The organism is Synechococcus sp. R55.7 (genome assembly GCF_047461955.1).
Lineage (GTDB): Bacteria > Cyanobacteriota > Cyanobacteriia > Thermostichales > Thermostichaceae > Thermostichus.
In genome coordinates this window covers 1-852 of the sequence record NZ_JANSIC010000423.1, presented here as the reverse complement: position 1 = coordinate 852, position 852 = coordinate 1, and the positions used below count along the sequence as shown (strand labels likewise).

Below are 852 nucleotides of genomic sequence, written 5' to 3'. Positions count from 1 at the left end.
CTGATATCGCAATGCAGGTATCTAGAGATGGAAAAAGATCACTCGTTTTACTCATTGACATTGAAATTGATGAGCCATGGTTTCTTGAAGGTAATCTGTGTAGGCCAGCCCATACTGTGAATGATCCTAAGCAAAGTAAGCGTGATGCTTATCTAGCGGATAGAGGCTGGGTTGTAGTTCGGTTCTCAGAACGGCAAGTTTATGAAGAAAGTGAAAAGTGCATTAATCTCATCTTTTGCTTGGTTTCAGGTGTCTTGGGTGCATTAGATTCTAAACAGCCAGACTTATCATTTTCATTTCCAACGGACCACAAGAGATGGGGTGATCAAAGTGCTCTTAGTGAACCTAGATTTCTTCCTCCCTACTTTTAATTCCCAAGGTTGAGACTGGCCCTACCGGGATTGAATTGAGCTAACGCGCTGGTCCGAGACGCTGCTGCAGGATTTGTGCGGCCAGCAACACATCCAGGGGGGTGGTTAGCTTCAGATTGGATTCCTCCCCTTCGACGATGTAGACTGGCCAACCCAGCTTCTCGAATAGGGCTGCATCATCGGTTACCTGCCAACCCTGGGCCAGAGCCTCCCGATGGGCTTGCCATAGCATCGACAGGCGAAACCCCTGCGGCGTTTGCGCTGCCCACAGCCGGCTGCGTTCTGGGGTTGACTGAATTTGGATCCCTTTTGGGCCTGCCTCAGCGACTTTAATCGTGTCCTTGACAGGGATCCCCGCGATGAGACCATCCACCTGCTGCAAAGCAGCACTACAGCGATCGAACAACTTAGGGGTAGCTAGGCAGCGGGCCCCATCGTGGATCAACACCCGCTCTACTGTTCCCAGGTTATAGAGATACTC

The 852-nt window shown here is 50.5% G+C and carries 2 protein-coding genes; one reads left to right on the top strand and one right to left on the bottom strand.

Annotated features, from left to right (window positions below; genetic code table 11):
* Positions 1–371 (top strand): DUF559 domain-containing protein (locus NW820_RS12905; RefSeq protein ID WP_414407709.1); only part of this gene is annotated, 371 nt, incomplete at its 5' end.
* A gap of 40 nt (positions 372–411) precedes the next feature.
* Here the strand turns inward: NW820_RS12905 and NW820_RS12900 are convergent.
* Positions 412–852 (bottom strand): 2-C-methyl-D-erythritol 4-phosphate cytidylyltransferase (locus NW820_RS12900; RefSeq protein ID WP_414407708.1); only part of this gene is annotated, 441 nt, incomplete at its 5' end.